Source organism: Gordonia sp. 'Campus' (genome assembly GCF_022206305.1).
Classification (GTDB): domain Bacteria; phylum Actinomycetota; class Actinomycetes; order Mycobacteriales; family Mycobacteriaceae; genus Gordonia.
Map to the genome: position 1 here is coordinate 84,022 of NZ_JAKOIW010000014.1, position 23,075 is coordinate 107,096.

Here is a 23,075-nt window from a genome sequence, read left to right on the forward strand (position 1 = left end):
ACTTAGTGTCGAATATTCGACATGTCAAGGGGGGTTGCACCCGGTGACCATTCCACTCGACGCGAAGACCGGTCGACATCCGCATCACGGCTACGAGCTGTCGCACCTCGCGGCCCTCGAGGCGGAGTCGGTCCACATCTTCCGTGAGGTCGCGGCCACGTTCGAACGTCCGGTGCTGCTGTTCTCCGGCGGCAAGGACTCGGTGGTCATGTTCCACCTCGCGCGCAAGGCGTTCTGGCCCGCACCTGTCCCGTTCCCGCTCATGCACGTCGACACCGGACACAACTTCGACGAGGTGATCGAGTACCGGGACCGCGTCGTCGCCGAGACCGGGGTCCGACTCATCGTCAGCTCGGTCCAGGACGACATCGACGCCGGACGCGTCGTGGAACAGACCGGGCCGGGTGCGACCCGCAACCGACTGCAGACCACCGCGCTGCTGCGCGGCATCACCGAGAACCGTTTCGACGCGGTGTTCGGTGGCGCGCGTCGCGACGAGGAGAAGGCCCGCGCCAAGGAGCGTGTGTTCAGCTTCCGCGACGAGTTCGGGGCGTGGAATCCGCGGGAGCAACGGCCGGAACTGTGGCGTCTCTACAACGGGCGCCATCACAAGGGAGAACACATCCGGGTGTTCCCGTTGTCGAACTGGACCGAGCTCGACATCTGGCAGTACATCGCCGCCGAGGACATCGACCTCCCGCCGATCTATTACGCCCACCAGCGCGAGGTCATCCCGCGCGACGGGATGCTGCTCGCGAAAACCCGCTTCCTGCAGGAACTTCCGGGCGAGGAGGTGCGGACGGAGACGGTGCGTTTCCGAACGGTCGGCGACGCCACGTGCACCGGGTGCGTCCTGTCGGCCGCCGACGACGTGGCCAAGGTGATCGAGGAGATCGAGGTGACGAGGCTGACCGAGCGCGGGGCCACCCGCGCCGACGACCGGATCTCCGAATCGGGGATGGAAGACCGCAAGAAAGAAGGCTACTTCTGATGGGGAGCTCCAGCGTCGCCGGTGGTGCCACCGAGATGTTGCGCCTGGCCACCGCGGGGTCGGTCGACGACGGCAAGTCGACGCTCATCGGCCGCCTGCTCTACGACTCCAAGGCCATCTTCACCGACCAACTCGAATCGATCGAGCGCACGAGCGCCGAGCGGGGCGACGAGTACGCCAACCTCGCCCTGCTGACCGACGGTCTGCGCGCAGAACGTGAGCAGGGCATCACGATCGATGTCGCGTACCGCTACTTCGCCACGCCGCGAAGGAAATTCATCATCGCCGACACTCCCGGGCACGTGCAGTACACGCGCAACATGGTGACGGGCGCGTCGACGGCCGACCTCGCGATGATCCTCATCGACGCCCGGAAGGGTGTGCTCGAGCAGACCCGCCGTCACGCGTTCCTGTCGTCGCTGCTCGGCATCCCGCACCTGACCATCTGCGTCAACAAGATGGATCTCGTCGACTGGTCGCAGGAGCGGTTCGACGAGATCTGCGCGGACTTCGTCGATTTCGCGGCCAAGCTCAACGTCGTGGATCTCACCTTCATCCCGATGTCGGCGCTGCGTGGCGACAACGTCGTCGAGCAGTCGGCGGCCATGCCGTGGTACGAGGGCCGTCCGCTGCTCAATCACCTCGAGCACGTCTACATCGCCTCGGACCGGAACCTGATCGACGCACGACTGCCCGTCCAGTACGTGATCCGCCCCCAGCGCAGCGACGGTGCCGACCACCGGGCCTACTCGGGGACCGTCGCCGGCGGCGTCTTCGCCAAGGGTGACGAGGTCGTCGTCCTCCCGAGCGGGTTCAGCACGACCATCACCGAGATCTGGGCGCCGGGCGGGCGGGCGGTGGACGAGGCCTTCGCCGAGATGGCCGTGTCGGTCGAACTCGCCGACGAGATCGACATCGTCCGCGGGGACATGCTCGCGCGTCCCAACAACCGGCCGTATGTGGGCCGCGATCTCGACGCGATGGTGTGCTGGTTCGCCGACGACACCCAGCTCCGCCCGGGCAACCGATACCAACTGCTCTGCGGCACCCGGTTGACGCGAGCGACGGTCAGCGGGCTCAACTACCGGCTCGACGTCAACTCCCTGCACCGCGACGAAGATGCGGAGGGGTTGTCGCTCAACGAGATCGGCCGAATCGTCCTGCACACGCAGGAGCCGGTGACCTTCGACTCCTACCGACGCAACCGGGACACCGGCAGTTTCATCCTGATCGACGAGGCGACCAACCGCACCGTCGGCGCCGGGATGATCACCGCACCGGTGAGCCACGACAGCCACGTCGTGTGGCAGGCGACCAAGGTTTCTCGCGAGCACCGTGCGCACCGCGGCGCGACCATCTGGCTGACCGGACTGTCGGGGTCGGGCAAGTCGTCGCTGGCCGTCGAACTCGAGCGCCGGTTCGTCGCGGAAGGACGACCGGCGTACCTGATGGACGGCGACAACCTGCGGCACGGCCTGAATTCCGACCTCGGGTTCTCCGACGACGACCGGCGCGAGAACATCCGCCGCACCAGCGAGGTCGCGGCGCTGTTCGCCGATTCCGGTTCGGTCGCGATCATCTCGCTGATCAGCCCGTTCGCCGAAGAACGTCAACGGGCGCGTGAGATCCACGCCGAGCGTGGGCTGCCGTTCTACGAGATCTTCGTCGACACCCCGCTCGAGGAGTGTGAACGGCGCGATCCCAAGGGGCTGTACAGCAAGGCCCGCCGGGGCGAGATCAGTCAGTTCACCGGCATCGACTCGCCGTACGAACGTCCCGCTGATCCCGAGCTGGTCATCACCCCCGACGACGGTCCGCCGTCGGAGGTGGCCGACCTCGTGCTGCGTAACCTGGGACTGTGACGAGCGCGATCGCCGCGCGAGCCTCGTAACCGACCGAGAGGAACCCCGTGACCGACGATCGAGCACTTGCCGGCGAACTGGCCACCGCAGCAGGCGAACTCCTGCTGGACATCCGTCGCACCAGCGGGCTGACCGGCAAGGAGCTCGGCAACGAGGGCGACCGGCGCTCTAACGAGTTCATCCTCGGCCGTCTCGCCGAGGTGCGGCCCGACGACGCGGTGCTGTCGGAGGAGTCGGCCGACGACAAGTCACGCCTGTCCGCAACGCGTGTGTGGATCATCGATCCGGTCGATGGAACCCGGGAGTACGGCACCTACGAGCCCGGGGGCGGCCGCAGCGACTGGGCGGTTCACGTCGCCCTGTGGTCGTCCACCGACGGGCTCATCGCCGGTGCGGTCGCCCTGCCCGCGCTGGGCGTGACCTACCTCGACGACGACGCGGCGATCGAGCCCGTGGAGGGTCTGGCGTCGCGTCCGCGGACCGGCGTCCCGCGGGTCGTCGTGAGCAGCTCGCGCCCACCGGCTTTCGCCGACGAGGTGGCCGCGGCGGTGGCCGGGGAGCTCCTCCCGATGGGGTCGGCGGGCGCAAAGGCGATGGCGGTCGTGCGCGGGGAAGCGGATGCCTACGTGCACGCGGGCGGTCAGTACGAGTGGGATTCGGCCGCTCCCGTGGCCGTCGCGAAGGCGAAGGGCCTGTGGTGCGGCCGGATCGACGGGACGCCGCTGATCTACAACAACGAGGACACCTACCTGCCCGACCTCATCATCTGCCGGCCCGAGTTCACCGAGGCGATCCTGACGGTCACCACCGAGGGTGCCGGCGGCTGATCGTCGGCGCTCCCGGGACCATTCGGTCAATTGTGGATGATCTCGTCCTTCATGCGGCCGAGAACCGAGTTGACGGTGCTCTGGGGTTCCGCGCCGCATAGGACGAGCACGAGCGTCGCCACCAGAATGGGGTTCTTCGTCACGCCGTTGGCCTTGACGATGGCGGTCTGCGTCGGTTTGTCGCGGGCCGCGTACTCCCGGCAGGTGATGGTCGCGGAGTCGGGTGGTGGCGGGACCTCGACGGTGGGAGTCGTCGTTCGTGATGGCAGAGAATAGGTTCTCGTCGGCCGGTCGAGTGGGACGTGGCCATCACCGGGAGCAGCGCTCGACGTGATGGTCGGCGTGGAACCGAGGTCGTCCAGCGCGGCGACGGGGCGCCCGTCGGTGCTACAGGCGGCCAGTGCGGTGGCCGTGACGATGAGCATCGCCGCGGCGACACCCCGTACGTAAGGGCCATTGACATCACGTCTGGCCGGCCGTCGTGTGATCACAGAATCCCCCGAGTCGTCATCGAAATCCCCGGTGCGCGTATCGCCCGAGCTCCGAGTCGCACAGCATGCTATCCGAGAGCGTCCGCACTGCGAGGTCACGAGTCCACAGGTCGCGAGACGCCCACGATCAGTGCGTCACCACGACCTTGATCACGACGATGAGGGTCGCCACCAGGGTGACCGCGGCGGCGCTGAAGAGCGTTGCGCGACTGGGCGGCTCGTCGTTGAGCCGATCGATGACGAAGACCGTGCCGCCGATCCGCAGGAGGATCACGACCTCGGCGACGAGTTGCGCGGTGCGTGGTTCGATCCAGCCGATGAGTCCGATCAGCAGGATGGCGCACGGGACCAGCGCCGACGTCAGGATCGGTACCGAGTCCCGGAGGTGCCCGAGGGCCATCGCGGTGGTCGGCCGGATCGGGCCGTCCTGGACACGTCGAGCGACGCCCTCGGCGAACACGTGGGCGATGAAGGTCGATGCCGCGGTGCCCGCGAGGATCGCGATACCGACGAAGTCGTCGTGGACATGCAGGGGGATGAGTACGGCCAGGATCAGGATGTTGCCGTAGATGTAGGCGCTGATCCGGGGTGCGGCGTGGGTGCGGTCGAGTGGCCGGCGTCGGGTGAACAACGGCCCGTGCAGCAGGGTCCACGGACGGTTGCTCATGGTTGAGGAAAGTATCAGCGTCCGAGGAGTTCGTCGACGACGTCGGACAGCTTGTCCTCGGGTCGGCTGAGGCAGACCGTCGCGGCGACGGTGGCGACCTGTCCCGCATTCGACGTGGCACCCAGCTCCGTCACGGCCTTCGTGCGCGCTGCGTCGTCGAGTGCCCGGAATTGCTTGCACGTCATCGACGATGCCTTCGAGTCGACGTCGTCGGACGCGGGCTCCGAGCTCGCGGGGCGCGGCGTCGAGGTGTCGGTGGGCGCCGAGACCGCCGATGTGGACGGAGGGGCGGATTCGGCGTCGTCGGCGGAGCAGGCCCCGAGCCCCATCGCCACGACCGCGGCGAGCGCGGCGGTGGCGCCGATTCGGGACGGACGGGGACGGCGGGCGGATGTGGGCATGACGCCACCTCTCATGATTTCCGGGGGATGGTCGAGGACGGACGGGGGACGGTCGAGACGGCGGGGGTCAGCGCATGAGTCCGGACAGCACACCCGAGATGGCTGCGCGGACGTCCGCGGTGTCGATTCGCATCAGGTCGTCCTGGCTGAGCGCGTCCAGATCGCCTGCGGCGCTGAGCCGGAACTCGCGTTCCTCCTCGGCGGCCTCGATGATGTTGCGGATGAAGCGGCCGTTGCCCGCGAGGTCGGTGGCCCGACGCGGGCTGCCCCGGTGCTCGCGGACGTCGTGGTAGAGGGGGCCGCAGGCCTGCTCGATCTCGTTCATCGCCTCCGGGGTCAGCGACGAGTCGCGTTTGCGCGCGATGAACTCCGCGATGCGGGCGAGTTCACCCGGTGTGTAGGAGTCGAAACGCACGCGCCGCGCGAAGCGCGAGGCGAGACCGTCGTTGGCTGCCAGGAAGCGATCGATCTCCGAGTCGTAACCCGCGATGATCACGACGAGGCGGTCGCGATCGTCCTCCATGCGCGCGAGAAGGGTGTCCACGGCCTCGCGACCGAACGCGTCGCCACCGGACAATCCCTGCTGGATGAGGGTGTACGCCTCGTCGATGAACAGGACGCCGTCCATCGCCGAGTCGATGAGCGCGGACGTCTTGATGGCGGTGCTGCCCAGATGTTCGCCGACCATGTCACGCCGGGTCGCCTCCACCACCTTGTCGGACTTGATGAACCCGAGCCCGCAGTAGATCTTCGCGACGATGCGGGCCACCGTCGTCTTGCCGGTGCCCGGAGGCCCGGTGAACGCCAGGTGCAGGCTGCGTGCCGACGTCGACAGACCGCGGTCGGCCCTGACCTTCGCGAGGGTCGCCGTCGACTGCAGCTTGGCCACCTGCTGCTTCACCGACTCGAGGCCGATCTGCTCGGCGAGTTCGCGCTGCGCCTCGGTGACGAGGCCGTCGGCGCCCGCGGGGTCGGCAGGGTCCGAGAGGAGGGTCTCGGCGCGATCGGGGACCGATGCCGGGTCCCAGCGATCGGTGCGTTCGGCGATCTTCTCGGGGGTCGTCGGGGTCAGGCGTATCGACGGCGACCGGATCGCCTCGGCTGCCGTCGACAGCGACGGATCGCGTGCGTAGGCCTGCTCGAACATCGACTTGGCCTTCTCCTCATGGCCCTGCTCGCGGAGCGCGAAGCCGTAGGCGAACATCGCCTGCGTCGAGCACGCCTGGATCGGACCGTCGATCGCGTTCTGGAGACGCCGCATCCCCTCGCCGAGCATGCCGAGGCGGACGCACGACGTCCCCGCCATGAAGTCGGCGACCGACTGCATGTAGGGGTCGTTCCACCGGTCGGAGCGGGTGAGGGAGGTCAGGACGTCCGGCCAACGCTGGGTGGCGTAGTGCAGGTATGCACGGACGAAGTCGACGATCGGGGTCCGGTGGGCGGGTGGCACGGCGTCGAGGACCTCCTCGGCACCGCCGAAGTCCGAGCCGCGGACGAGGCTGGCCGCGTAGGCCGCGGTCGCCTCGACGGCGCCCGACACCGGATAGTCGATCATCATGCCCGTGTACCAGCGGCCCACGATGGTGCCCGACGGCAGACCGAGCCTGCGCTGTTCGGCACCGATGGAGGCACGGGCGCGATACAGGCCGAGAAGAACCTCGTTGCTGGTGTCGCCGCACGCCAGCCGGCCGATCCAGGCGTCTCCGAGCGACGGGTCCCATTCAGTGGAGCGGGTGAAGGCCTTGGCGGCCTGCGCCGGGTTGTCGACGGCTTCCTGGCCTTCGACGGGGATGTTCAGGGACAGGACGCCGAGTTCAAAGAGAGCCCTCGCCTTGCGGACATCGGCCATCGCATCCCCCTGTGTCACCCCAGACCTGCGCGGACTCGCCCTGCTCGAGCCCGCGCGGTTCACCCCATACAGTTCGCCAGACAGACTATCGCTACACCGGCCCGGCGACTGTTGCAGACTTCCCAGGCCGGACCTCGTGTGTGCTGCGGCACCCAGGGACGCTGCCTCGATGCCCCGTCGGCCGCGGGCGCCCGCACCCGCCTAGACTGATCAGAGTGAGTGCCCAGGTGGATACCGTCTCAGCCGCTGCCCAGACCCCGGATAATCCGCAACCGTTCCGCGAACTCGGTCTCAAGGACGACGAGTACGCCCGGATCCGCGAGATCCTGGGCCGTCGGCCCACCGATGCCGAACTGGCGATGTACTCGGTGATGTGGTCCGAGCACTGCAGCTACAAGTCGTCGAAGGTGCACCTGCGGTACTTCGGTGAGACCACGACCGACGAGATGCGGGCGAGCATGCTCGCCGGCATCGGCGAGAACGCCGGAGTCGTCGACATCGGCGACGGCTGGGCGGTGACGTTCAAGGTCGAGTCGCACAACCACCCCAGTTATGTCGAGCCCTATCAAGGTGCCGCCACCGGCGTCGGCGGCATCGTCCGCGACATCATGGCGATGGGCGCACGTCCGATCGCGGTGATGGACCAGCTGCGCTTCGGTGCGGCGGACGCTCCGGACACGCGTCGCGTCGTCGACGGCGTGGTGCGCGGCGTCGGTGGATACGGCAACTCGCTGGGTCTGCCGAACGTGGGCGGCGAGACCGTCTTCGATGCCAGCTACGCGGGCAACCCGCTGGTCAACGCGCTGTGCGCGGGTGTGCTCCGTACCGAGGATCTGCACCTGGCCTTCGCGTCGGGTACCGGCAACAAGATCATCCTGTTCGGCGCGCGCACCGGTCTCGACGGTATCGGCGGCGTGTCGGTGCTCGCGTCGGAGACCTTCGACGATTCCGAAGGCTCGGGTCCGAACCGCAAGAAGCTGCCCAGCGTCCAGGTGGGCGATCCGTTCACCGAGAAGGTGCTCATCGAGTGCTGCCTCGAGCTCTACCACGCCGGACTCGTGGTGGGTATCCAGGATCTCGGCGGTGCCGGATTGGCCTGTGCCACCAGCGAACTCGCGGCCGCCGGTGACGGCGGCATGCACATCGACCTGGAGAAGGTGCCGATGCGCGCCGAGGGCATGACCCCGGCCGAGGTGCTCTCCAGCGAGTCGCAGGAACGCATGTGTGCCGTCGTCACGCCGGAGAACGTCGAGAAGTTCCTCGAGGTCTGCCGCAAGTGGGACGTGCTCGCGACCGAGATCGGCGAGGTCACCGACGGTGAACATCTCGTCATCAACTGGCACGGGGAGACCGTCGTCGACGTCCCGCCGCGCACCGTCGCCCACGACGGCCCGGTCTACGAGCGTCCGGTCGCACGCCCGGACTGGCAGGACACGGTCGTCGCGTCGACGACCGAACCGCTGCAGCGGCCGGGCACGCCCGATCAGCTGCGCGAGACGCTCCTGGCGATGCTCGCCTCGCCCGCGCTGTGCAGCCGCAAGTTCATCACCGACCAGTACGACCGGTACGTCCGCGGCAACACCGTCCTCGCCGAACACGCCGACTCGGGCATGATCCGGATCGACGAGGAGACCGGACGGGGGATCGCTCTCGCCACGGATGCGTCGGGGCGCTACACCTTCCTCGATCCCTACCGCGGTGCCCAGCTCGCCCTCGCGGAGGCCTACCGGAACGTCGCGGTGTCCGGTGCGACGCCGAAGGCGGTCACCAACTGCCTCAACTTCGGTTCGCCGGAGGACCCGGCGGTCATGTGGCAGTTCCAGCAGGCGGTGCGCGGACTCGCCGATGGTTGTGCGCAGCTCGGCATCCCGGTGACCGGCGGCAACGTCAGCTTCTACAACCAGACCGGGGCCACGGCGATCCTGCCGACGCCGGTCATCGGTGTCCTCGGTGTCATCGACGACGTGCACCGCCGCATCCCCACCGGCCTCGGCACGGAACCGGGGGAGACGCTGATCCTGCTCGGTGAGACCCGCGACGAGTTCGACGGTTCGATCTGGGCGCAGGTCAGCCACGACCACCTCGGCGGGGTGCCGCCGCAGGTCGACCTCGATCGCGAGCGTCTCCTCGCCGACATCCTGGCCGCGTCGTCGCGCGACGGATTGATCTCGGCCGCACACGATCTCAGCGAGGGCGGGCTCATCCAGACCGTCGTCGAGGCCGCGCTCGCCGGCGAGACCGGGTGCCGGTTGCTGCTGCCCGAGGATGCCGATCCGTTCGTCTGGTTGTTCTCCGAGTCATCCGGCCGCGTACTCGTCGCGGTGCCCCGCACCGAGGAGTCACGGTTCACCGCCATGCTCGATGCCCGCGAGATGCCGTGGACGCGGATCGGCGTGGTCGACCAGGGCAGCGACTCGGTGGAGGTCCAGGACTACTTCTCGGTGCCGCTGATCGAGCTGCGGGAGACGTACGAGGGCACGCTGCCCAGGTTGTTCGGCGACACGGTGTAGTTGCACCGCGCAACGGCCTCACCTGCGACGATTCCGTTGTATGTCAATGGAATCAATCTCGCTCGCAGACCTGCTGCGCGCCGCGCCGCTCGGTTACGCTCCTGGAGTTCTCGAACAGAGTCGAAAGGGCGCAGATGAGCTACCCCTATGATCCGAACCAGCCGCCGAACTACGGCGCGGGTGGATACGGACAGCAACCGTACGGGATGAACCCGGCCGGCCCGGAACCGGACAACAACCTCGTGTGGGCGATCCTCGCGACGGTGCTGTGTTGCCTGCCGCTGGGCATCGTGTCGATCGTGAAGTCGACATCGGTCAGCAAGCTGTGGGCCGCGGGTGACTACGCCGGTGCGCAGAAGGCCGCGGATGAGGCCAAGAAATGGGCGATGTGGAGTGCGATCTCGTCGGTCATCATCTGGGTCCTGATCGTCATCGTCTATGTCGTCTTCTTTGTCATCCTCCTCGGCGCCTCCGCGACCACGTCCACGTACTGAGCGTGTGGAGAGGGCCGTGCTCGGACGGGTGTCGGCCCTCTCGCGACACCGGTACCTCGGGCCGGCGACCGTCGTCGCCGGTACCGGGATGGTGTGTGCGGCAGTGTGGTTCGCAGACCCGACCACGCCCGGCGGGGTGTTGCCGACCTGCCCGACCAAATTGATCTTCGGCGTGACGTGTCCCGGCTGTGGGTCGTTGCGCGCGATCTATTCGCTTCTGCACGGTGACCTCCCGGCCGCGTTGCACTACAACGCGGTCGGGGTGGCCGCGATGGGGTTGCTGCTCTTCGCTTTCGGCGCCTACTGTGCGCGGCTCTGGACCGGTCGCCGGGTTCGCAGCTGGCAGCATCTCCGTTACTCGGGGGTCGTGGTACTCGTCGTCGTCCTCGCCTGGTTCGTCGTGCGCAACATCCCCGTCGAGCCCTTCCGGTCGCTACGCGTCTGAACAACCGGTGGCCCTGCGGAGCCGGCGGATCCACCGGGGCCTGTGCTCGTCGGCGGAGCCGTTCGGGTCGAGGGCCGCAAGGGCTTCGGGGTCGTCGGTCGTGATCTGGTCGACGCGCAAGTCCAACAGTCGCTTCAGCTCCGGCGCCGTTCGCGGCCCCACCCGGGTGATCGTGTACCCGTCGACGCGACGTCCGCGTGCATGGAAGGCGCCCACGACGTCGTACCCCCGGTCGTCGGCCGCCAGGATCAACCGGTTCTCGAGGTAGATCATCTCGGCGTCCGGAGACGCCGACACCGTGCGCTCGACGAAGCCGTCGTAGTCGCCGGACCGGATCGCCGCGTCGGCGGCACCGTGATGGCAAGGGTCGTAACCGATTCGGATGCCGGGGACAGCCCGGGTCAGCGTCTCGACGGCGGCGGCGTCGCCACACGACAGGATGCAGTGCTCGGCGAATGGCGCGACGCTGCGCGCGAACACCTCGACCGCCTCGGCGTCGAGAGCGGCGTCGTCCTCCTTGAAGTCCAACTGGAGGAGCGCGTCGGGCGCGATCTCGATGCCGTCGAAGAGTTCGGCGAGGTCCTCGAGCAGCAGGACCCGTTCGTCGATCTCCGAACCGTCGTTGTCGCGCAACGACAATCCGCGCAGGTACGACGCGGGGAGCGTGGACACCGGGCCGGTGCCGGTCGTGGCGTGGTCGACGATGCGGTCGTGGAGAACCACGAAGCCCCGGTCGGCGTGGATGACCAGGTCGACCTCGACACTCGCCCCGAGTCGCATCCCTTCGAGGATGCGGGTCGCGGTGAAGGCGGGGTCGGCGGCACGGCGCCGGCCGCGGTGCCACTTGAGCATGGTGCGGTGCCCATGGTGGTCGATGTACAGCGGTGCCGGAGCTGCATCGGCGGTTGGCGGCGGTGGAGTCATCGTCCGTCGAGCCTAGCGGCGGAACGCGCCGTCGGCGTGATCCGTTCTCACCGATCCGGCCCGCGGAACTGCAACGTGTTCTAGTTTGATCGATATGACTTTGCGCGTGGTCGAGTGGTCGACCGGAACCGTCGGACGACATGCCATCGCCGGGATCGACGCCCGGCCCGATCTGGAGCTGGTGGGCGTCTGGGTGTCCGATCCCGCGAAGGTCGGCAGAGACGCGGGCGACCTCGCGGACCTCGGTCGTGAACTCGGCGTGGCGGCAACCGACGACCGCGATGCGCTGGTCGCCCTGAAACCCGACTGCATCGTGCACACGGCGATGACCGACGACCGCGTCATGGAGGCCATCGAGGATCTGATCTTCTTCGTGGAGAACGGCATCAACGTGGTGTCGAGCGGGCCGGTCGTGCTGCAGTTCCCGCAGGGCATCCTGCCCGACTCGCTCCTCGAGCGGATCGCCTCGGCCGGGCAGGCGGGCAACGCGAGCCTGCACGTCAACGGCATCGATCCGGGGTTCGCCAATGACGCTCTGCCGCTGGCGATGACGAGCCTGTCGCAGCGGATCGACGAGGTGCGCTGCCAGGAGATCGCCGACTATTCGACGTACTACCAGCCGGTCGTCATGCGCGACCTGTTCGGTTTCGGCCAGCCCATGGACACCACCCCGATGCTGCTCTCGCCGGGCATCCTGTCCATGGCGTGGGGGAGCGTGGTCCGTCAGATCGCCGCGGGACTCGACCTCGTGCTCGACGAACCGCTCGTGGAACGTGTCGAGCGGGTCGAGGCGGATCGGGACTACTCCACGGTCTCGGTGGAGATCCCCAAAGGCACGATGGCCGCGGTCCGCTTCGAGGTCGCCGGACAGGTCGACGGCGTGGATCGTGTTGTGCTGGAGCACTACACCCGTACGCACCCCGACCAGTGTCCGCAGTGGCCGTCGCCGCACGAAGGCGACGGTTGCTACCGCATCGCGATCTCGGGTGAACCGGAGATGGCCGTCGAGTTCGCCCATCACGGTGAACACGGCGACCACAACGTGTCCGGCATGATCGTGACGGCCATGCGGTTGGTGAATTCCGTCGCCGCCGTCGTCGATGCGAAGCCGGGGCTCGTGACGGCGCTGGATCTACCGCTCGTGTCCGGCCGGGGGTTGGTCGCGCGGTAGTGGGGATCAGCCCTGTCGCGCCTTGAATCTGGGGTTGTTCTTGTTGATCACGTAGATGCGACCTTTGCGCTTCACGACCTGCGACCCCGCCTGGTTCTTCAGCGAGCGGATGGATGCACGGACCTTCAAGTGAGCCTCCTTAATGGGAATTGTTTCCATTAAAGCAGGCTCGTCGTCGGTCCGTCACCGCGCAGGGGTGGAGGCCGTCACACCTCCCACACATGCACGGGCTCGCCCTCGTGCATCTGCGTCACGTAATCGCGCAGCATGCCCTGCAACGCCTGCGCCCGGCTCTCGCCCGCGCGCTCCCGCGCCGCGACGGCGTGTCGCTGCCACACCGAACCTGTCTGGCGGGAGATGCACCGCCCCTCGATGACCGACAGGTACCGCTTGCGGGCCTTGTCGGAGACGCCAAAGCTGCGCAGGCCGTCCTCGGCGAGGGTGAGCAGGCGACGCAGCACGAGTTCGTCGGGGCGCACCCATCCGACGTCGGGCCAGTACAGCTGCGATTCCATTCCGGTCCGGGCGCCAGATTGGAGGTTCTCGGCGGCGGCGTTGAACGACATCCGCGACCACAGCGGACGGTCGGATTCGACGAGTCCGCGCACGACGCCGTAATAGAAGGCGGCGTTCGCCATGGTGTCGACGACCGTCGGGCCGGCAGGTAGTACGCGGTTCTCGACGCGGAGGTGGGCCTGTCCCTCGTGGATGTCGTACACCGGCCGATTCCACCGGTACACCGTCCCGTTGTGCAGGCGCAGTTCGTCGAGTGTCGGGACGCGCCCGGCATCGAGTTCGGCCAGCGGGTCGGTGTCGGTCGAGACCGGCAGCAGGGCGGGGAAATAACGGGTGTTCTCCTCGAAGAGATCGAAGATCGTGTTGATCCATCGTTCCCCGAACCACACCCGCGGCCGCACCCCCTGGTTCTTCAGTTCGAGTGGCCGGGTGTCGGTGGCCTGCTCGAAGACGGGGATGCGGCTCTCGTGCCACAGCGCGGTCTCGGCGAGGAAGGGCGAATTACCCGCCAGGGCGACCTGCACGCCGGCGATGGCCTGCGCGGCATTCCAGTGTGCCGCAAAGTCTTCGGGAGCCACCCGCAGATGTAGCTGTAACGATGTGCACGCCGCCTCCGGGAGTATGGAGTCGGTCGAGGTGCGCAGGTGTTCGGTGTGGTGGCCGTCGGTGAGCGGCACCCCGGTGATGTCGATCTCCAGGTCCTCGCCGCGGGCCGCGAAGATCTGCTCGTTCAGCAGGTCGTATCGGGGATTGGCCGATATCCAGTGATGGGCGAAGTGTTCGGACTTCAGCGTGGGCAACATGCCGATCATCACCAGGTGACTCGACGTCTGCGCCGCGCGCTCCTCGGCGCGGTTGAGCGAGGTGCGCAGCGCCTGTTCCAGTGAGATCGTGTCGTCGGTGGTGAACGGCCGCGGCGAGACGTTGATCTCGATGTTGAACTGGCCGAGCTCGGTCTGATAATCCGGATCGGCGATCGCTTCGAGGACGGTCGCGTTGGCCATCGCCGGACGCATCTGTTCGTCGACGAGGTTGAGCTCCACCTCCATCCCGAGCAGGGGGCGCGGAGGCCTGCCCTGATCGGTGAACAGTCCGTCGGTGAGCATTCGCGCGATCGCTTCCGTGCCCCGGCCCACCTGCTTGCGGAACCGCACCCGGTCCTCGCCGGTGAATTGCTGTTTCGACACCTCGGCACCCATGCGGTCAATACTGCCCGATATGGGCGATCGGAAACCCTGATGCAAGATGGCTTTCGTGCCGCCGCGTAAGAGAGTGGACCCCGCCGAGGTCCGTGCCGCCGTCCTGGCGGTGGCCGGCTGGCTCGGCGATGCCGACGCACCCGCACCCTCGCGTGCCGAGCTCGCCGCCGCGGTCCGACTGTCGGCGCGCACCCTCGAACACCTCGCGCCGGGCAACTCCGTGGAGGTCCGGGTCCCGCCGTTCGTCGCGGTGCAGTGCATCGAGGGCCCCCGGCACACCCGCGGGACACCGCCGAATGTCGTCGAGATGTCGCCGCGCACCTGGCTGCGTCTGGTCACCGGACTCGACTCGTTCGACGACGCGCTCGCCGCGGGTGCGATCGACGCCTCGGGTCATCGGGCGGGTCTGATCGCCGACCTGCTTCCCCTCATCCCGCTCGGGCCGGGGGTGGGGCGGTGACCGCGCCGGGAGTGTGATCCATCACTCTGGACCGGGGTCGCGGAATCAACGACCCCACGACACCGCTGCATGATTCGCAATGGGAGCCGACCGGCACGTAAACTCCCAGATGTCTGCCAGCCCACTCGACGGACCGATTCGCAGCCCCAGGGAGCCAGTCGATGCCTGATCATTCGATCGCCAACGTGAACCTGCTCGCTCCCACGGCGCCGGCGGGCGGATGTTCCGCACGCGGTGCGGGCGCGCTCAACACGGCTCCGCTGGACGAACCCGAGAACGAGCCCCGCGAGGAATGCGGCGTCTTCGGCGTCTGGGCGCCCGGTGAGGACGTCGCCAAGCTGAGCTACTACGGCCTCTACGCGCTGCAGCATCGTGGCCAGGAAGCCGCGGGCATCGCCGTCGGAGACGGCAGCCAGGTGGTCGTCTTCAAGGATCTCGGCCTGGTCAGCCAGGTCTTCGACGAGCAGACCCTGGGCGCGATGAGCGGACACGTGGCCATCGGCCACTGCCGGTACTCCACCACCGGTTCCACGACGTGGGAGAACTCGCAGCCGATCTTCCGCACCACTGACGCCGGGACCGGCGTCGCGCTGGGCCACAACGGCAACCTGGTCAACACCGCCGAACTCTCCGCCCGCGCCCGTGCCGAGGGCATCAAGAGCTCGGCCGCGACGTCGGACTCCGACGTCGTCGGCGCACTGCTGGCCCACGGCGCGGCCGACAGTTCGATCGAGCAGGCCGCGATGGAGCTGCTGCCCACCCTGCGCGGCGCGTTCTGCCTCACCTTCATGGACGAGCACACCCTGTACGCGGCGCGCGACCCGCACGGCGTGCGCCCGCTGTCGCTGGGTCGACTCGACCGCGGCTGGGTCGTCGCGTCGGAGACCGCCGCGCTCGACATCGTCGGTGCGTCGTTCGTCCGCGACATCGAGCCGGGTGAGCTGCTGGCCATCGACGCCGACGGCGTGCGGAGCTCGCGCTTCGCCGAGCCGACCCCCAGCGGCTGCGTCTTCGAATACGTCTATCTCGCCCGGCCCGACTCGGTGATCCACGGGCGTTCGGTCCATTCCACGCGCGTCGAGATCGGTCGCCGCCTGGCCAAGGAACATCCCGCCGAGGGCGACCTGGTCATCCCGGTACCCGAGTCCGGTGTGCCGGCCGCGGTCGGGTTCGCCCAGGAATCCGGGATTCCGTACGGGCAGGGCCTGATGAAGAACGCCTACGTCGGACGCACCTTCATCCAGCCGTCGCAGACCATCCGTCAGCTCGGCATCCGCCTCAAGCTCAACCCCTTGCGCGAGGTCATCCGCGGCAAGAAGCTCGTGGTCGTCGACGACTCGATCGTGCGTGGGAACACCCAGCGCGCCCTCATCCGCATGCTGCGGGAAGCCGGTGCGGCCGAGGTACACGTGCGGATCGCTTCGAGCCCCGTCCGGTGGCCTTGCTTCTACGGCATCGACTTCGCATCCCCGGCGGAACTGATCGCCAACGGCATGGAGTCCGAGGCCGGGATGGTCGAGGGGGTGCGGCAGGCGATCGGTGCGGACTCGCTCGGCTACATCAGCATCGACGAGATGATCAACTCGACCGGTCAGCAGGCGTCGTCGCTGTGTGCGGCGTGTTTCGACGGCAAGTACCCGATCGAGCTGCCCAAGGAGACCTCGATGGGCAAGGCGGTCCTCGAGCAGATGCTCGCGAGCGCCGCAGGCGACCGCACGGTGGACCCGCTGACGGCGCAGAACGACAACGTCAGCGCCGTGATGCGGCCCTGACATCGCGCCGTCGGCCCTCCGGTAGCGTGTGATCCGTCGGCGAACACGCCGCCGAGATATTTCGACGAGATTCTTCGAACAGGGAGTGCTGCGGTGATGACGGAGCGGGATGCTGCTGCCGACGAGACGGCGGGCGCCGCATCGACGTCGGCGCCGGTGGGCGGGCCGCCGGCCTCCTACGCGGCGGCTGGTGTCGACATCGACGCCGGTGAGCGCGCGGTGGAGCTCATCGCGCCCCACGCCAAGCGCGCATCACGTCCGGAGGTGCTCGGCGGGATCGGCGGGTTCTCGGGTCTGTTCGCGCTGAAGGGCAACTACCGCGAGCCGGTTCTCGCCGCTGCCAGCGACGGTGTCGGCACCAAACTGGCCGTCGCGCAGGCGATCGACAAGCACGACACCGTCGGCCGGGACCTGGTCGCCATGTGCGTCGACGACCTGGTGGTCTGCGGCGCCGAGCCGCTGTTCCTGCAGGACTACATCGCGGTCGGCAAGGTCGTCCCGGAAACCGTGGCGCAGATCGTCGCCGGCATCGCCGACGGCTGTGTCGAGGCCGGATGCGCCCTGCTCGGCGGCGAGACGGCCGAGCATCCCGGCTTGATGCAGGACAACCACTACGACCTGTCCGCGACAGCGGTCGGGGTCGTCGAGGCCGACAACGTGCTGACCCCGGATCGGGTCCGTGCCGGTGACGTCGTGATCGGCATGGGATCGTCGGGCCTGCACTCCAACGGGTACTCCCTGGCGCGCAAGGTGCTGCTCGAGTGGGGCCACATGGACCTCTTCGGCCACGTGGAGGAATTCGGGCGCAGCCTCGGCGAGGAACTGCTCGAACCGACCCGCATCTACGCACGGGATTGCCTGGCGTTGATCGCCGAAGCCGATGTCCGCACGTTTGCGCACATCACCGGCGGCGGCCTGGCGGAGAACCTGGCGCGGGTGATCCCGCAGGGACTCGTCGCCGAGCTCGAACGCAACACCTGGACACCGGCGCCGATCTTCGCGCTGATCGCCCAGCGCGGCCGGGTCGAGCAGGTCGAGATGGAGCGAACCTTCAACATGGGTGTCGGCATGGTCGCCGTCGTCGCCCCCGAGGACACCGATCGGGCCCAGGCCGTCCTGACCGCCCGCCATGTCGACAACTGGGTGCTCGGGACCGTCAAGCGGGCCAATGATCCGAAGGCGGACACCCTTTCGCGAGTGACCCTGGTGGGCGAGCACCCCCGCTTCTAGGGCATCGCGCAGCGCTCGACGCATCGCGGACGGAGCGAATCTTTTTCTGCCCCAACAGGAGTCGATCCGGAGGGTCTCCGGGTCGGTCCTGAGTCGGGTGTACCCCGGTCTTTCTCACAATCCGACTCTCCAGACAGACACCGACGCTCGCCGATGAGTCCATCGGCGAGCGTCGGTGTCTGTGATGATGTGATCACCCCGCGTACGGCAGCGTTGTGCACAAGGAGAACTGCGCGCAGCGACGCTGCGCACAGGAAATGTGCACGAAAAAAACTGCGTACGAAAAGATTGGCCCGCGTCACCGCGGGTCCGCTCATACGGAGAATTCGAGAGTGATCCCGGGCGTCGAGATCAACGCCCGTGGAGTGTGCGCGTCAAGCGCGTCGCCACTCCTCTTCGTCCACCCAGTCGTCCACCGGATCCGGTCGGTCAACGACCGGATCGCCCTGCCCGGAGAGCTCGCGCTGCAAGCTTTCCAAATCGGTGTTCGGAGTGGAGTACTTCAGCTGACGTGCAACCTTCGTCTGCTTTGCCTTTGCCCGGCCGCGGCCCATATGGGACCCCCTCGCACAATGACGGGGCGGCCAAACACTTGGCGGCCCCGTTCTCTTGAAGTAATTCTGTCGTGGGGACCAGTCTAGCGCGCCTCTAGGATTTGTGTTGTCCACCCTGGGTTGCCGCGCCGAGGCGTCTTTCCGCCTTGGTCACGACCTTGCGCGCCTCCCGCCGGACCTTGGTGGGCAGATCGTCGCGGTCGAGCAGCGACCGGATGGCGTCGACGTCGCCGCCCACGAGCAGATCGCGAGACCGCACGCCGTGGTCGGGACGGTCGATGACCGTGACACGATCGCCCGCTCCGACGCTGCCGTGCCGGACAACGCGCAGGTAGGTACCGAAATCGGCCTGGTCCATGAACCGCTTCATCCATCGCGGCTCACCTGCCCACACCGCGAAGGTCTTGCAGGGGACCCGGGGGATGGTGACTTCGAGGACCAGGCCGTCGGAGCCGACCTCCCATCGCTCGCCCACGAATGCGTCGCTGACCGCGATCCCGTCGATACGTAGGTTCTCGCCGAACCATCCGTAAGGAAGCTCACGTCCGAGCTCGTCCGCCCACCGGCGCGCCTCGGGATCGGCGTAGGCGTAGACGGCCTGATCGACGCCGCCATGGTGTCTCTTGTTGCCGACATGGTCGTCGACGAGCCCCATGTCGTCGACACGGAGTCGCCCAGGCCGGGGTCGTTTGTCGATGGCCGACCGGCCGATGCCCTCGAGGATCACGTCGTCGCCGGCCGCGCAGACGGCCAGCACCTCACCGGAGTCCACCCGTCAGGCCCTCCGGGTCGTCGAACCGCTGCGCAGACGTTCGACAGCAGCACGTCCGGCCTGCACCCGGTCGTCCTCCCGGATCGAATCCGGGTCGATGCGGGCGCTCATCGCGGCGTCGGTGCCCACGGTCAACTCGACATCGGCGCCCACATTGCGCTTGACGAGGGCCAGCGCGATGGGCCCCCACTCGTAGTGGTCGACGACGGTGCCGACGCGGCCGACGGTCCGACCGCCCGCCGCCACCGGGTCCCCGGTTGCCGGCCGCTCGTCGACGCTGCCGTCCAGGTGCAGCAGGACCAGCCGTCGTGGCGACTTGCCCAGGTTGTGAACTCGCGCGACGGTCTCCTGGCCGCGGTAACACCCCTTGTCGAGGTGGACCGCGCCGAGTTCGTCGGGTCCGCCGATCCAGTCCACCTCGTGGGGGATCGTCCGGTCGTCGGTGTCGACGCCGAGTCGGGGGCGCCGCGCCGCCACCCGCAGGGCGTCGTAGGCCCAACTGCCGGCCATCCGTGCACCGGCCTCGGTCAACGTGTCCCACCACCGGGTGAGGACGTACTCCGGCACCACGAGGTCGACGACGGGTAGGTCGCGGTCCTCGCCGAGTGGGGGCATCCGGCGCCAGAAGCCGAGGGGCTCGTCCTCGTGATGGGATTCGGGGAGTCCGCCGGCCTGGTAGATGCGGGTGTCGGAACCGATCTCGAGGAGGTCGGCGATCGGGCCGTCGAGCGCACCCGGTCCGACGAGTGTCAGGACCTTCATGTCCGGGCGCCCGGCCGGCTCGGCCTTGGCCCAGAAGACCATCCTGGTGAGGAAGGTCAGCAACGGCTCACCGCGGGAGCCCTCGGTGTCGATCCAGGTGATCCCGTCGATGTCGGTGAGCACGAAATGCTCCTCGACGCGACCGTTGACGTCGAGAGAGAGGTTCTCCGCGCTCGAGCGATCGGGGAGATCGGTGACGTGCTGGCTGGAGATGGTGTGCAGCCAGCTCAGACGTTCGGCGCCCGGGATCTCGATGACCGCGCGATCCGAACGGTCGATGATGATCGTCCCGCCGGAGGCGGCCCGTTGTTCACCGAGAGGGTCACCGTAGTGCCATGCGGTGTCGGGGGAGTGCTGGTCTCCGGGGCCGGGTACCGCCCCGCCGTCGGAATGCCTGGTCAGGATGGGTGAACGGCTCACGTGTCGATTCTACGGGTCTACTCGCGCCGGGGGTCGGCGCGCGGGTTGGCGAGCGCATGGCAGCCTTCTCTCCATGGCGGATTCGATCCTTGTCTCCCTCGACGGCACCCAGCACGACGCCGACGCACCGTTCTTGCATGCCGACGACCTGGCTGCCGTCCGCGGCGACGGCGTCTTCGAGACCCTGCTCGTACGGTCGGGCCGGGCGCGATGCGTCCGGCTGCACCTGGAGCGCTTGGTTCGAAGCGCATCCGCGATGGAACTCCCCGCGCCCGATCTCGACGAGTGGCGTGCCATGGTCGACACCGCGGTGAAGGCCTGGACCGAGGCGCACGGGACGACCCGCGAGGCGTTGCTGAGGCTGGTCTACACCCGGGGACGTGAGCACGGCTCCGCGCCGACCGCCTATGCCACGGTCGACGCCGTACCCGATCGGGTCGCGTCCGCGCGCGCGGACGGCGTCCGGGTCGTGACGCTGGAGCGGGGTTTCTCGATCGACCTGGCGGCGACGGCGCCCTGGCAGTTGCTCGGGGCCAAGACCCTCAGCTATGCGACCAACATGGCGGCGCTGCGGCACGCGGCGTCGGAGGGTTACGACGACGTCATCTTCGTCAGCAGTGAGGGCGCCGTCCTGGAAGGGCCGAGGTCCACGGTCGTGGCGATCTTCGGCGACACTCTCGTCACTCCTCCCGTCGAGATCGGGATCCTCGAATCGACCACCGCGCGTGCGGTGTTCGATCTCGCGACACAGGAGGGTCACAAGACCGAGACCGGTGTGTTGCGGCCCGAGGATCTCGTCGCCGCCGATTCGGTGTGGCTGCTCAGCAGCGTCACGCTCGCCGCCCGGGTCACGCATCTCAATCGGTACGCGATGCCGGTACCGGCCGACGCGGGTGCGTTCACCGCGCTGGTGGACCGCGCGATCGCCGTCGACGACTAGTCCGGGTCCACTCGAATCGCCCCCCGGGGGGCTGCCGCACACGGCGCTCCCGATGAGAGCAAGGACACCTCCTTCGAGGGATCTCGGGGACCTTTGGCGCTTGTCCACGCCCGGTGACCAGGCGTAACGTCGCGCTCATGTCCTACTACTTTTCGTAGTAGGAACCCCGGCAGGATTCCCTGTCCTCGCAGCCCGAGGACCGGCACGTCGATTCGAGGCGATATGGACGCACTGGACGTCTCCCGATGGCAATTCGGGATCACGACCGTCTACCACTTCATCCTGGTGCCGCTGACCATCGGTCTCGCGCCGATGATCGCGGTCATGCAGACGGTGTGGCATGTCACCGGCAACGAACAGTGGCTGCGTGCGACCAAGTTCTTCGGCAAGCTCTTCCTCATCAACTTCGCGCTCGGCGTCGCCACCGGCATCGTGCAGGAGTTCCAGTTCGGCATGAACTGGAGCGAGTACAGCCGATTCGTCGCCGACGTGTTCGGCGCACCGCTAGCTCTCGAGGGTCTCGTCGCGTTCTTCCTGGAGTCGACCTTCATCGGCTTGTGGATCTTCGGCTGGGACCGTTTACCGCGCCGCGTCCACCTGGCGTGTATCTGGTTGGCCGCGATCGGCGTCAACGCCTCGGCGTACTTCATCATCGCTGCGAACTCGTGGATGCAGCACCCGGTCGGAGTCGTGTGGGACGACGAGCGTGGTCGACCCGCGATGAACGACTTCGTCGCGGTGCTCACCAACAACACGACCCTCGCGGCCTTCCCGCATGTGATCGCCGGTGCGTTCCTCACCGCGGGCACCTTCGTCGCGGCGATCGGCATCTGGTGGATGGCGCGGAACTCGTGGCGGGCAAAGAAGATCCGCGAGGCCGCCGAGACCGGTGACGTCGGTGAGATCCCGGCCAGCACCTCGCCGAGTCACGTCGATGCGACAGCCGAAGACCTCGAGAAGGACGCCCGGGACCTCTGGCGTCCCATCACGAGGTTCGCGCTGTGGGTGACCATCGTCTCCGGCGTCGCACTGTTCATCACCGGGGATCTCCAGGCGCAGATCATGTTCAAACAGCAGCCGATGAAGATGGCGTCCGCCGAGTCGCTCTGCGAGACCGAGACGGGCCCGGGCTTCTCGGTCCTGTCCATCGGGCGCCAGAACAACTGCGAGAACATCGAACACGTCATCGAGATCCCGAAGATGCTGTCGTTCCTCGCGAATCACGACTTCGATTCGACGCTGCAGGGTGTCGAGGAACTGCAGGAGCAGTACACCCGGGCCTTCGCCGGGCAGCCGAACGTGCCGGCGAACCAGAACTTCGCACCCAACCTCTTCGTGACCTACTGGGGCTTCCGGGCGATGATCACCTGGGCGCTCGGCTCGGTCGTGGTGGCGCTGGGCGGATTGTGGTTCACGCGCCGAAAGCGGGTGGTCGAATCCAGACGCTTCGGCTTCATCGCCCTGCTGATGATCCCGACGCCGTTCCTGGCCAACAGTTCCGGCTGGATCTTCACCGAGATGGGACGCCAGCCGTGGGTCGTGGCGCCCAACTGGGAGGACGACCTCGACCCGCTCCGGATCAGCATGCTGGTGCAGAACGGCGTCTCCAACCATTCGGCGAGCACCGTGCTGGTCACCCTGATCGGGTTCACGCTGCTCTACGGCGCACTCGGCGTCGTGTGGTTCATGTTGCAGCGGCGCTACGTCATCGAGGGCCCGGCCGCGCACGATTCGCGACCACCGGGTCACATCGACGACGACGAATCCGAATCCGATGAGCCCAAACAGCTCTCGTTCGCGTACTAGAGGAGCGTGATC

Annotated in this window: 22 protein-coding genes; 12 read left to right on the plus strand and 10 right to left on the minus strand. The window is 67.7% G+C overall.

Going from position 1 to position 23,075, the window contains the following annotated elements:
- Positions 1-43: 43 nt before the first annotated feature.
- Genes cysD through MAY35_RS15720 form a run of 3 tightly spaced genes read left to right on the plus strand, consistent with a single transcriptional unit; the run spans position 44 to position 3,680 of the window.
- Positions 44-991: a sulfate adenylyltransferase subunit CysD gene (gene cysD, locus MAY35_RS15710; protein WP_238422235.1), complete on the plus strand. Its 948-nt coding sequence runs from the start codon at positions 44-46 to the stop codon at positions 989-991.
- The gene (gene cysC, locus MAY35_RS15715) at positions 991-2,853 is read left to right on the plus strand and encodes an adenylyl-sulfate kinase (protein ID WP_238422236.1); all 1,863 of its coding nucleotides are present in this window, start codon (positions 991-993) and stop codon (positions 2,851-2,853) included. The genes cysD and cysC overlap by 1 nt, the downstream gene beginning before the upstream one ends.
- A gap of 47 nt (positions 2,854-2,900) precedes the next feature.
- Positions 2,901-3,680: a 3'(2'),5'-bisphosphate nucleotidase CysQ gene (locus MAY35_RS15720; RefSeq protein ID WP_238422237.1), complete on the plus strand. Its 780-nt coding sequence runs from the start codon at positions 2,901-2,903 to the stop codon at positions 3,678-3,680.
- 26 nt (positions 3,681-3,706) lie between these two features.
- Here the strand turns inward: MAY35_RS15720 and MAY35_RS15725 are convergent, their stop codons facing one another.
- The 4 genes from MAY35_RS15725 to eccA form a co-directional block, all read right to left on the minus strand.
- Positions 3,707-4,105, minus strand: coding sequence for a hypothetical protein (locus MAY35_RS15725; RefSeq protein ID WP_238422238.1), 399 nt, complete (start codon positions 4,103-4,105; stop codon positions 3,707-3,709).
- 193 nt (positions 4,106-4,298) lie between these two features.
- Positions 4,299-4,838 (minus strand): hypothetical protein, encoded by a 540-nt coding sequence (locus tag MAY35_RS15730; protein WP_238422239.1) that lies wholly within the window; start codon positions 4,836-4,838, stop codon positions 4,299-4,301.
- A gap of 14 nt (positions 4,839-4,852) precedes the next feature.
- On the minus strand, positions 4,853-5,239 hold the full coding sequence (locus MAY35_RS15735) for a hypothetical protein (protein WP_238422240.1): 387 nt from the start codon (positions 5,237-5,239) through the stop codon (positions 4,853-4,855).
- 67 nt (positions 5,240-5,306) lie between these two features.
- Positions 5,307-7,088, minus strand: a complete 1,782-nt coding sequence (gene eccA, locus MAY35_RS15740; RefSeq protein WP_238422290.1) for a type VII secretion AAA-ATPase EccA — start codon at positions 7,086-7,088, stop codon at positions 5,307-5,309.
- Between the two features lie 215 nt (positions 7,089-7,303).
- Between eccA and purL the strand changes: the two genes are divergently transcribed.
- The 3 genes from purL to MAY35_RS15755 all read left to right on the plus strand — a co-directional run bounded on the left by purL (position 7,304) and on the right by MAY35_RS15755 (position 10,537).
- Positions 7,304-9,598 (plus strand): phosphoribosylformylglycinamidine synthase subunit PurL, encoded by a 2,295-nt coding sequence (gene purL / locus MAY35_RS15745; protein ID WP_238422241.1) that lies wholly within the window; start codon positions 7,304-7,306, stop codon positions 9,596-9,598.
- Between the two features lie 134 nt (positions 9,599-9,732).
- Positions 9,733-10,092 carry a CD225/dispanin family protein gene (locus tag MAY35_RS15750; RefSeq protein ID WP_238422242.1) on the plus strand — a complete coding sequence of 120 codons (360 nt, stop codon included), beginning with the start codon at positions 9,733-9,735 and terminating at the stop codon, positions 10,090-10,092.
- Between the two features lie 88 nt (positions 10,093-10,180).
- Positions 10,181-10,537, plus strand: coding sequence for a DUF2752 domain-containing protein (locus tag MAY35_RS15755; protein WP_245404152.1), 357 nt, complete (start codon positions 10,181-10,183; stop codon positions 10,535-10,537).
- Here MAY35_RS15755 and MAY35_RS15760 read toward each other — a convergent pair.
- On the minus strand, positions 10,526-11,461 hold the full coding sequence (locus MAY35_RS15760; RefSeq protein ID WP_238422243.1) for a glycerophosphodiester phosphodiesterase family protein: 936 nt from the start codon (positions 11,459-11,461) through the stop codon (positions 10,526-10,528). The genes MAY35_RS15755 and MAY35_RS15760 overlap by 12 nt on opposite strands.
- Before the next feature lie 94 nt (positions 11,462-11,555).
- On the opposite strand from MAY35_RS15760, the gene MAY35_RS15765 reads away from it, so the two are divergent.
- The gene (locus MAY35_RS15765; protein ID WP_238422244.1) at positions 11,556-12,632 is read left to right on the plus strand and encodes a diacylglycerol kinase; all 1,077 of its coding nucleotides are present in this window, start codon (positions 11,556-11,558) and stop codon (positions 12,630-12,632) included.
- 6 nt (positions 12,633-12,638) lie between these two features.
- Here MAY35_RS15765 and ykgO read toward each other — a convergent pair whose 3' ends face one another.
- On the minus strand, positions 12,639-12,761 hold the full coding sequence (ykgO, locus tag MAY35_RS15770; protein ID WP_238422245.1) for a type B 50S ribosomal protein L36: 123 nt from the start codon (positions 12,759-12,761) through the stop codon (positions 12,639-12,641).
- Positions 12,762-12,838: 77 nt separating this feature from the next.
- The gene (locus MAY35_RS15775; RefSeq protein ID WP_238422246.1) at positions 12,839-14,347 is read right to left on the minus strand and encodes a glutamate--cysteine ligase; all 1,509 of its coding nucleotides are present in this window, start codon (positions 14,345-14,347) and stop codon (positions 12,839-12,841) included.
- A 46-nt stretch (positions 14,348-14,393) separates the two neighbouring features.
- Between MAY35_RS15775 and MAY35_RS15780 the strand changes: the two genes are divergently transcribed.
- The 3 genes from MAY35_RS15780 (at position 14,394) to purM (ending at position 17,809) form a co-directional block, all read left to right on the plus strand.
- Positions 14,394-14,807, plus strand: coding sequence for a sterol carrier family protein (locus tag MAY35_RS15780; protein WP_238422247.1), 414 nt, complete (start codon positions 14,394-14,396; stop codon positions 14,805-14,807).
- Positions 14,808-14,968: 161 nt separating this feature from the next.
- Positions 14,969-16,579, plus strand: coding sequence for an amidophosphoribosyltransferase (gene purF, locus MAY35_RS15785; protein ID WP_238422248.1), 1,611 nt, complete (start codon positions 14,969-14,971; stop codon positions 16,577-16,579).
- A gap of 96 nt (positions 16,580-16,675) precedes the next feature.
- Entirely contained in the window at positions 16,676-17,809 is a 1,134-nt protein-coding gene (purM, locus tag MAY35_RS15790) for a phosphoribosylformylglycinamidine cyclo-ligase (protein WP_238422249.1), read from the plus strand.
- 374 nt (positions 17,810-18,183) lie between these two features.
- Here the strand turns inward: purM and MAY35_RS15795 are convergent, their stop codons facing one another.
- From MAY35_RS15795 to MAY35_RS15805, 3 genes are all read right to left on the minus strand, one after another.
- A complete protein-coding gene (locus tag MAY35_RS15795; RefSeq protein ID WP_004020923.1) occupies positions 18,184-18,363 on the minus strand; it encodes a DUF3073 domain-containing protein in 180 nt (59 codons plus the stop codon).
- A 94-nt stretch (positions 18,364-18,457) separates the two neighbouring features.
- A complete protein-coding gene (locus tag MAY35_RS15800) occupies positions 18,458-19,135 on the minus strand; it encodes an MOSC domain-containing protein (protein ID WP_238422250.1) in 678 nt (225 codons plus the stop codon).
- A 3-nt stretch (positions 19,136-19,138) separates the two neighbouring features.
- Positions 19,139-20,317, minus strand: a complete 1,179-nt coding sequence (locus tag MAY35_RS15805) for a folate-binding protein YgfZ (RefSeq protein ID WP_238422251.1) — start codon at positions 20,315-20,317, stop codon at positions 19,139-19,141.
- 73 nt (positions 20,318-20,390) lie between these two features.
- On the opposite strand from MAY35_RS15805, the gene MAY35_RS15810 reads away from it, so the two are divergent.
- Complete coding sequence (locus MAY35_RS15810; RefSeq protein ID WP_238422252.1) at positions 20,391-21,257, plus strand: aminodeoxychorismate lyase; 867 nt, start codon at positions 20,391-20,393, stop codon at positions 21,255-21,257.
- A gap of 222 nt (positions 21,258-21,479) precedes the next feature.
- Positions 21,480-23,063: a cytochrome ubiquinol oxidase subunit I gene (locus MAY35_RS15815; RefSeq protein WP_238422253.1), complete on the plus strand. Its 1,584-nt coding sequence runs from the start codon at positions 21,480-21,482 to the stop codon at positions 23,061-23,063.
- Positions 23,064-23,075: the final 12 nt, after the last annotated feature.

What these genes read in the sequence shown, in the direction of transcription:
- cysC (WP_238422236.1), top strand. Translation starts at nt 991, where the DNA reads ATGGGGAGCTCCAGCGTCGCCGGTGGTGCCACCGAGATGTTGCGCCTG.
- MAY35_RS15725 (WP_238422238.1), bottom strand. Translation starts at nt 4,105, where the DNA reads ATGCTCATCGTCACGGCCACCGCACTGGCCGCCTGTAGCACCGACGGG.
- MAY35_RS15730 (WP_238422239.1), bottom strand. Translation starts at nt 4,838, where the DNA reads ATGAGCAACCGTCCGTGGACCCTGCTGCACGGGCCGTTGTTCACCCGA.
- MAY35_RS15735 (WP_238422240.1), bottom strand. Translation starts at nt 5,239, where the DNA reads ATGCCCACATCCGCCCGCCGTCCCCGTCCGTCCCGAATCGGCGCCACC.
- eccA (WP_238422290.1), bottom strand. Translation starts at nt 7,088, where the DNA reads ATGGCCGATGTCCGCAAGGCGAGGGCTCTCTTTGAACTCGGCGTCCTG.
- MAY35_RS15750 (WP_238422242.1), top strand. Translation starts at nt 9,733, where the DNA reads ATGAGCTACCCCTATGATCCGAACCAGCCGCCGAACTACGGCGCGGGT.
- MAY35_RS15755 (WP_245404152.1), top strand. Translation starts at nt 10,181, where the DNA reads ATGGTGTGTGCGGCAGTGTGGTTCGCAGACCCGACCACGCCCGGCGGG.
- MAY35_RS15760 (WP_238422243.1), bottom strand. Translation starts at nt 11,461, where the DNA reads ATGACTCCACCGCCGCCAACCGCCGATGCAGCTCCGGCACCGCTGTAC.
- MAY35_RS15765 (WP_238422244.1), top strand. Translation starts at nt 11,556, where the DNA reads ATGACTTTGCGCGTGGTCGAGTGGTCGACCGGAACCGTCGGACGACAT.
- MAY35_RS15775 (WP_238422246.1), bottom strand. Translation starts at nt 14,347, where the DNA reads ATGGGTGCCGAGGTGTCGAAACAGCAATTCACCGGCGAGGACCGGGTG.
- MAY35_RS15780 (WP_238422247.1), top strand. Translation starts at nt 14,394, where the DNA reads ATGGCTTTCGTGCCGCCGCGTAAGAGAGTGGACCCCGCCGAGGTCCGT.
- purF (WP_238422248.1), top strand. Translation starts at nt 14,969, where the DNA reads ATGCCTGATCATTCGATCGCCAACGTGAACCTGCTCGCTCCCACGGCG.
- purM (WP_238422249.1), top strand. Translation starts at nt 16,676, where the DNA reads ATGACGGAGCGGGATGCTGCTGCCGACGAGACGGCGGGCGCCGCATCG.
- MAY35_RS15795 (WP_004020923.1), bottom strand. Translation starts at nt 18,363, where the DNA reads ATGGGCCGCGGCCGGGCAAAGGCAAAGCAGACGAAGGTTGCACGTCAG.
- MAY35_RS15810 (WP_238422252.1), top strand. Translation starts at nt 20,391, where the DNA reads ATGGCGGATTCGATCCTTGTCTCCCTCGACGGCACCCAGCACGACGCC.
- MAY35_RS15815 (WP_238422253.1), top strand. Translation starts at nt 21,480, where the DNA reads ATGGACGCACTGGACGTCTCCCGATGGCAATTCGGGATCACGACCGTC.